The organism is Zoogloea sp. (genome assembly GCF_023150065.1).
Taxonomy (GTDB): domain Bacteria; phylum Pseudomonadota; class Gammaproteobacteria; order Burkholderiales; family Rhodocyclaceae; genus Zoogloea.
Genome location: NZ_JAKLLN010000129.1, coordinates 1 through 674, shown reverse-complemented (window position 1 = coordinate 674; position 674 = coordinate 1). Strand labels below are relative to the sequence as shown.

General features: G+C 70.3%; 1 protein-coding gene. It reads left to right on the top strand.

The genetic code is table 11. The features are described 5' to 3' along the window. A partial coding sequence (locus L6Q67_RS23840) for a response regulator (protein ID WP_296576096.1) occupies nt 1–674 on the top strand: 674 nt, incomplete at both ends.

Below are 674 nucleotides of genomic sequence, written 5' to 3'. Positions count from 1 at the left end.
CGCCGACAGCGTGCTGGTGCGCTTCGAGGTGCAGGACACCGGGATCGGCATCGCCCCGGCCGACATCAGCCGTCTGTTCGCCAGCTTCGAGCAGGCCGACAACTCCACCACCCGCAAGCACGGCGGCACCGGCCTGGGCCTCGCCATCACCCGCAAGCTGGCCCAGATCATGGGCGGCGAAGCCGGCGCCATCAGCACCCCCGGGGTCGGCAGCACCTTCTGGTTCACCGCCCGGCTCGCCAAGGCCGCCGGCCAGCCCGACGGCGGGGCGACCGCGGCGTCCGCCGAGGCGGCGCTGCTGCGCCAGCACAGGGGCCGCCGCATCCTGCTGGTGGAAGACGACGAGATCAACCGCGAAGTCACCCTCAACCTGCTCGAGGACATCGAGCTGGAAGTAGACATCGCCGAAGACGGCCTGCAGGCCGTCGACATGGTCGCAAGCCGGGCCTACGACGTGGTCCTGATGGACATGCAGATGCCGCGCATGGACGGCCCCGAGGCCACCCGGCGGATCCGCCAGCTCCCCCAGCGCCGTGAGCTGCCCATCCTGGCCATGACCGCCAACGCCTTCGCCGAGGACAAGGCGCGCTGCTTCGACGCCGGCATGAACGACTTCATCGCCAAGCCCGTCGAGCCCGACGTGCTGTTTGCAACCCTGCTCAAGTGGCTCGCCC